The following is a 6,340-nucleotide window of genomic DNA, read 5'->3' on the forward strand; positions in this document are numbered from 1 at the left end:
GATCAGGCCTTCCAGCCCGAATGGATCGCCACCAGACCACCCAGAATCGGCTCGACCTTGGTCTGGGTGAAGCCCGCGTCGCGGATCATCTTCTCGAACTCGGGCATGGGCGGGAAGCGGCGGATCGATTCGATCAGATAGCGGTAGGAGTCCGCATCGCCCGCGATCATCTGGCCGATCTGCGGCACCAGTCTGTGCGAATAGGCGTCATACACCTCCTTGAAACCCGGCCATTCGGTGGTCGAGAACTCAAGGCAGAAGAAGCGGCCGCCGTAACGCAGCACGCGATGCGCCTCGGCCAACGCCTTGTCGATCCGCGTGACGTTGCGGATGCCGAAAGCGATGGTGTAGGCATCGAAATGACGGCTGGGGAAGCTCAATTCCTCGGCGTTCTGGCGGCTCCAGACGAGGCCGTCGATGCCCCGCTCCACCGCGCGCTCCAGCCCGACATCGAGCATGTCCTGATTGATGTCGGACACGGTGATGCTGGCGCCGCGCGCGGCCATGCGGAAGGCGATGTCGCCCGTGCCGCCCGCCATATCGAGGATCTGCTCATGGGGCTGCGGCTTGACCGCGCGCACGAAACGATCCTTCCACACCCGGTGCAGACCCGCCGACATCGCGTCGTTCATGATGTCGTACTTCTTGGCCACACTGGAGAAGACTTCGCCCACACGGGCCACCTTCTCGTCAATGGGCACCTCCTCATAGCCGAAGGATGCGGTCTGGGGCTGGTCTTGCGTGCTGTCGGTCATGGCGTGCGCTTTAGGGAATTTGATGGAAGAGGCAAAGGGGCGGAATGGGCAGAATGACTAAAGATTGGGAAGAGGAAGATGCGAGGGGGTTACCCCCTCGCGCTCCCATTCCGTCTTCCGGCGATAGGGTGGCGGCACCCGAAGGGCGCGCATCATCTCTCCACCTGCACATCATAAGGCGCCGCAGGCAGGAAAGGTTCAGCACAACCCTATCCAATCAAGCCTGCGGCACGGCAAACCGGGCGCTTTGGCCGAACCCGTGGCGCGACATGGACAGTAAAGGGAGCGCGAGGGTTATGACCCTCGCATCTTCTCTTTCCTTCTGATTCCCCTTACATCGACCCCATGCCAGAACTTCCAGAAGTCGAAACCACGATCCGCGGCCTGAGCGGCTACCTTCACAACCGCAGGATCGAGCGCATCGAGGTCCGCCGCGAGGGCCTGCGCCGCCCCTTCCCGCCCGAACTGGTGCAGACGCTGACCGGCGCGCGGATCACCGATCTCACGCGGCGGGCGAAATATGGCGTGCTGCATACGGATCGTGATGTGGCGATGGTGTTTCATCTGGGCATGTCGGGCCGCTGGCGGATCGAGCCTGATGCGCTGGAGAAGCACGACCATCTGGTGCTGCACACGCAGGCCGAGGGGCCCCTGCCCGCCGCCATGCTGGCGCTCAACGATGCAAGGCGGTTTGGCTCGGTGGATCTGGTGACCAGCACGGCGCTCGATCTGTGGCCCGCCTTTGCCGCGCTGGGGCCGGAGCCTTTGGGCGATGGGCTCAGCGTCGCGCATCTGGCGGCGGCCTTCAAGGGGCGTGTGGGGCCGGTGAAGCTGCTGCTGCTGGATCAGGGAATCGTCGCGGGGTTGGGCAACATCTATGTCTGCGAGGCTTTGCATCGCGCGCATATCAGCCCGCTGCGGACAGGCGGCTCGATCAGGAAGGCGGAGCTGACGCGGCTGGTACCCGCGATCCGCGATGTGCTGTCGGAATCAATTCTCGCGGGCGGCTCCACCATCCGCGATTACGCCCAGCCCAATGGCGAGCTGGGCTATTTCGCCGCCAACTGGCGGGTGTATGGGCGGGAGGGTGAAGCCTGCCTCGCGCCGGGTTGCGGCGGCACGATTGCGCGGGTCACGCAGGGGGGCCGGTCCAGTTTCTGGTGCCCGGCGTGTCAGCGTTAAGGCCATTGCATGGCGCTCAGTGCTTGACGATTCGCAACACCCTCGCTAAGGGCGCTGCCTTCAAGGTGGCCTGTGCTTCTGGCGCGGGTCTGCCTGTATCAGGTTTCAGCAGCATTTTCGGCCGCATTCGGCCAGTTTGAGGATAGACATGGCCAATACGCCGCAAGCCCGCAAGCGCCTCCGTCGCAACGAGAAGCGCGCCGAGATCAATGGTGCCCGCGTCTCGCGCATCCGCACCTTCGTGAAGAAGGTGGAGGCCGCTCTGGCCGGTGGTGACAAGACCGCCGCCACCGAAGCCCTGCACGCTGCCCAGCCCGAGCTGGCGCGCGGCGTTGCGCGCGGCGTGATGCACAAGAACACTGCCAGCCGCAAGCTGTCGCGCCTGACCAAGGCCGTCGCTGCGCTGTAATCAATCGGCTGCGGCCACCGTCCGAGTCGCTCTGGCGATTCGTTTTTGGTGATCGAAAAGCATCGATTGTTTAAGTATTGTGACGAGGATTAACCGGTGGGGTTCTCCCCGCCGGTTTTTTCGTGCCTGCCGTAGCCGAAATTCGTTCACCTGCGACGAATCGTGGAAATGCGGCGATTCGGGAAAATCTGGTGTAATCCCCCTGAAATTTATTGTTAATAATCAGTGGATTATTCGCCTTCACGGTTTTCTGCCGCTGCATCACTGTCAAGGTGGTTTATTTCAAAATTTTTGCAGGGAGCCCCCTTGCCCTGACCCCAGAGTCGTCCATAGAAACCCTTCTGCCCCGGACACATCCTGCCCGGGGCTTCATGGAAAAATGACTCACCGGATGTCCTTGCCGTGGGTGGTTTGGGCCAGCGGAGAAGCTGTGCCTGAATGACGGAACGGGCATCACGGAGGGGGTAGCGGATCGCGATGGCATGCATTCCCCCGCTCTTCGGGGCGGGGCAGGCATCCTCGTGTCCTGTGTTTGTAATCTGGCCGTGGCAGGCGGCGCCTCCCCCCGGGGGTGACGCTTGCAGGCCTTGGTTGGTGACTGGTCAGCCTCGCAACGGGCATGTGTACAGGCTATGACAGATCGGGAGTATCAACGCGTGACAGGAACGGTGTGGGGCGGGCGACGTGCCGAAGCGGCCGGCAAAAGCAAGGCCGCTCCGGACAGCGCCCAGGATCAGGAGGCGATCGATCTCGCCGCCGACTGGGCCGATATCAGCCAGGGCCTGCGCAAGGATCTGGGGCAGCAGCTGTTCAACCAGTGGATCCGTCCGATCCAGCTGGGCGGCTTCTGCAAGGAAACCGGCACGCTGGACCTGTATTTGCCCACGGAATTTTCCGCCAACTGGGTGGCCGACCGCTATTCGGACCGCCTGACGCTGGCCTGGAAAATCACGCGTGACGTGCGCCATGTGCGCATCTCGGTGCACCCCGGCCGCCGCGCCATGCCCGAGCTGCGCCTGACCCGCGACAGCGCCGCGCGCGCCGCCAACGATGCCCCCACGCCCCGCGCCGCCAGCCTGTCGGTGGGCGAGGTCGCCAGCGTGGTCACCGATACGCTGGGCATGGCCTCGATCGGTCTCGACCCTTCGCTGACCTTCGCCACCTATGTCACCGGCACCTCCAACGTGCTGGCCGCCAATGCCGCCCAGCGCATGGCCGCGCTGGAGCAGCCCCAGTTCTCGCCCCTGTACCTGAAAGCCGCCACCGGCCAGGGCAAGACCCATCTGATGCACGCGATTGGCCACGCCTTTCTGGCCAACCATCCGCGCGCCCGCATCTTCTACTGCAGCGCCGAGCGCTTCATGGTCGAGTTCGTGCAGGCCCTGCGCTCGAACCAGACCATCGAATTCAAGGCCCGCCTGCGCGGCTTCGACCTGCTGCTGGTGGACGATATCCAGTTCATCATCGGCAAGGCCAGCGCTCAGGAAGAGCTGCTCTACACGATCGACTCCCTGCTGGGCGAAGGCAAGCGTCTGGTGTTCGCCGCCGACCGTGCGCCGCAAGCGCTGGATGGCGTGGAGCAGCGCCTGCTCTCGCGCCTGTCGATGGGTCTGGTGGCCGATATCCAGCCTGCCGACATCGAACTGCGCCGCTCCATCCTCGAACACCGTCTGGCGCGCTTTGCCTCGCCCACGGCGGTTCCTGCCGATGTGATCGAGTTTCTGGCCCGCACCATCAACCGCAATGTGCGCGAGCTGGTCGGCGGCCTCAACAAGCTGATCGCCTATGCCCAGCTGACCGGCCAGCCGGTCTCTCTGGCGCTGGCCGAGGACCAGCTGACCGACATCCTGTCGGCCAACCGCAAGCGCATCACCATCGATGAGATCCAGCGCACCGTCTGCCAGTTCTACCGCGTGGACCGCACGGAAATGTCGTCCAAGCGCCGCGCGCGCGCCGTGGTAAGGCCGCGTCAGGTGGCGATGTATCTGTCGAAGGTTTTGACGCCGCGTTCCTACCCGGAGATCGGGCGCAAGTTCGGCGGGCGTGACCACTCGACGGTGATCCACGCCGTGCGTTTGATCGAAGATCTGCGCACGCGGGATGCCGATATGGATGGGGATGTGCGGTCTCTGTTGCGGCAGCTGGAAAGCTGAAGAAGAATAAGGGCGAGGGGGTTACCCCCTCGCGCTCCCGGAACGTCTTCCGACGCAGCGGCAGTGGCTCCCTATCGTGGTGCCCAACCTCTCCACCAGCACAAGATAAGGCGCCGCAGGCAGTGATGCCCCGGCGCCTTTTCTCGTTTAAAAGCCTGCGGCGCTGCACACTTTGCGCAAGGCCGAACCCATGGCGCAACGTAGACATTGATGGGAGCGCGAGGGTGTAACACCCTCGCATCTTTCTTTTCCGCCTGGAAAAACTCCCCTCACCCCGCCTTCCCAACTGCTCACCGCAGCACCTGCACAAAAATCCTGTGTGCAGCTGCACAACTGCACAAGCCGTGACTTGTCCGGTTAAGGGAATCCCCCCTAAGGCACGATCAGAACTGTGTTCGCCCTGTTTGTAGAGGATAGCATGAGCGATACTCCATACGTATTCAAATTCGGCAATGGCGCCAATTCGGTCGATCCGCGCTCGCGTGACAAGACCGTGGTGGGCGGCAAGGGCGCCAATCTGGCGGAGATGGCCAGCATCGGCCTGCCGGTGCCTGCGGGTCTGACGATCAGCACCGAATTTTGCGCCGTCTACAACAGCAACGGCAAGCAGTTCGACGACTCGCTGCGCGCGGGCGTGGCCGATGGCGTGAAGCACATCGAGGCCGCCACGGGCCGCGTTTTTGGTGACACCGGCAATCCGCTGCTGGTCTCGGTCCGCTCGGGCGCGCGGGTGTCGATGCCGGGCATGATGGACACGGTGCTGAACCTCGGCCTCAACGACCAGACGGTGCGGGGGCTGGCCGATGGTTCGGGCAATCTGCGTTTCGCGTGGGATTCGTACCGCCGTTTCATCCAGATGTACTCGGACGTGGTGCTGGGTCTGGAACACCATCTCTTCGAGGAAGCGCTGGAGCAGGCCAAGGAAGACAATGGCTTCCACGAGGACACCCAGATGGAGGCCGAGCATTGGCAGGCCCTCGTCACGGTCTACAAGCAGATCGTGGCCGACGAGCTGGGCCGCCCCTTCCCTCAGGACGTGCATGAGCAGCTGTGGGGCGCCATCGGCGCCGTCTTCGACAGCTGGGAGAGCGAGCGCGCCAAGGTCTACCGCCGCCTGAACGACATCCCCGCTGGCTGGGGCACCGCCGTCAATGTGCAGGCGATGGTCTTCGGCAATATGGGCGACACCTCGGCCACCGGCGTGGCCTTCACCCGCGATCCGGCCACCGGCGAAAAGGCCTATTACGGCGAATGGCTGGTGAACGCTCAGGGCGAGGATGTGGTGGCCGGCATCCGCACCCCGCAGTATCTGACGAAGCAGGCGCGCGAGCGTGCCGGCGCCAAGGCGCTCAGCATGGAAGAAGCCATGCCGCAGGCCTATGGCGAGCTGGCCAACGTGTTCGAGGTGCTGGAAAAGCACTATAAGGACATGCAGGACATCGAATTCACCGTCGAGCGCAACCAGCTCTTCATGCTCCAGACCCGCAGCGGCAAGCGCACCGCCAAGGCCGCGCTGAAGATCGCCGTGGAGATGGTCACCGAAGGGCTGATCGACGAGAAGGAAGCGATCCTGCGCGTCGATCCCATGGCGCTGGACCAGTTGCTGCACCCCGCGCTCGACCCCAAGGCCGCGCGTGACAATCTCGGCAAGGGCCTGCCTGCCTCGCCGGGCGCGGCCAACGGCATCATCGCTCTGGACGCCGACACCGCCCAGCAGTGGGCCGAGCGTGGCGAAAACGTCATCCTCGTGCGCGTCGAAACCAGCCCCGAGGACATCGCAGGCATGCATGCCGCCCGCGGCGTGCTCACGGCGCGCGGCGGCATGACCAGCCACGCCGCCG

5 protein-coding genes are annotated in these 6,340 nt (G+C 64.0%); 4 read left to right on the plus strand and 1 reads right to left on the minus strand.

Features of this window, described 5'->3' with window-relative positions:
- Positions 1–2 precede the first annotated feature (2 nt).
- Positions 3–755 (minus strand): class I SAM-dependent methyltransferase, encoded by a 753-nt coding sequence (locus SR3_RS21360; protein ID WP_068090499.1) that lies wholly within the window; start codon positions 753–755, stop codon positions 3–5.
- A 345-nt stretch (positions 756–1,100) separates the two neighbouring features.
- On the opposite strand from SR3_RS21360, the gene mutM reads away from it, so the two are divergent.
- The 4 genes from mutM to SR3_RS21380 form a co-directional block, all read left to right on the plus strand.
- Positions 1,101–1,937, plus strand: a complete 837-nt coding sequence (mutM, locus tag SR3_RS21365; protein ID WP_068090501.1) for a bifunctional DNA-formamidopyrimidine glycosylase/DNA-(apurinic or apyrimidinic site) lyase — start codon at positions 1,101–1,103, stop codon at positions 1,935–1,937.
- Between the two features lie 148 nt (positions 1,938–2,085).
- Entirely contained in the window at positions 2,086–2,346 is a 261-nt protein-coding gene (gene rpsT / locus SR3_RS21370; protein ID WP_068090504.1) for a 30S ribosomal protein S20, read from the plus strand.
- Between the two features lie 668 nt (positions 2,347–3,014).
- The gene (gene dnaA / locus SR3_RS21375) at positions 3,015–4,499 is read left to right on the plus strand and encodes a chromosomal replication initiator protein DnaA (protein WP_068090506.1); all 1,485 of its coding nucleotides are present in this window, start codon (positions 3,015–3,017) and stop codon (positions 4,497–4,499) included.
- A gap of 418 nt (positions 4,500–4,917) precedes the next feature.
- On the plus strand, positions 4,918–6,340 hold a 1,423-nt coding region (locus SR3_RS21380), incomplete at its 3' end, for a pyruvate, phosphate dikinase (RefSeq protein ID WP_084455795.1).

Origin of the sequence: Novosphingobium rosa NBRC 15208 (assembly GCF_001598555.1) — a bacterium.
Classification (GTDB): Bacteria; Pseudomonadota; Alphaproteobacteria; order Sphingomonadales; family Sphingomonadaceae; genus Novosphingobium; species Novosphingobium rosa.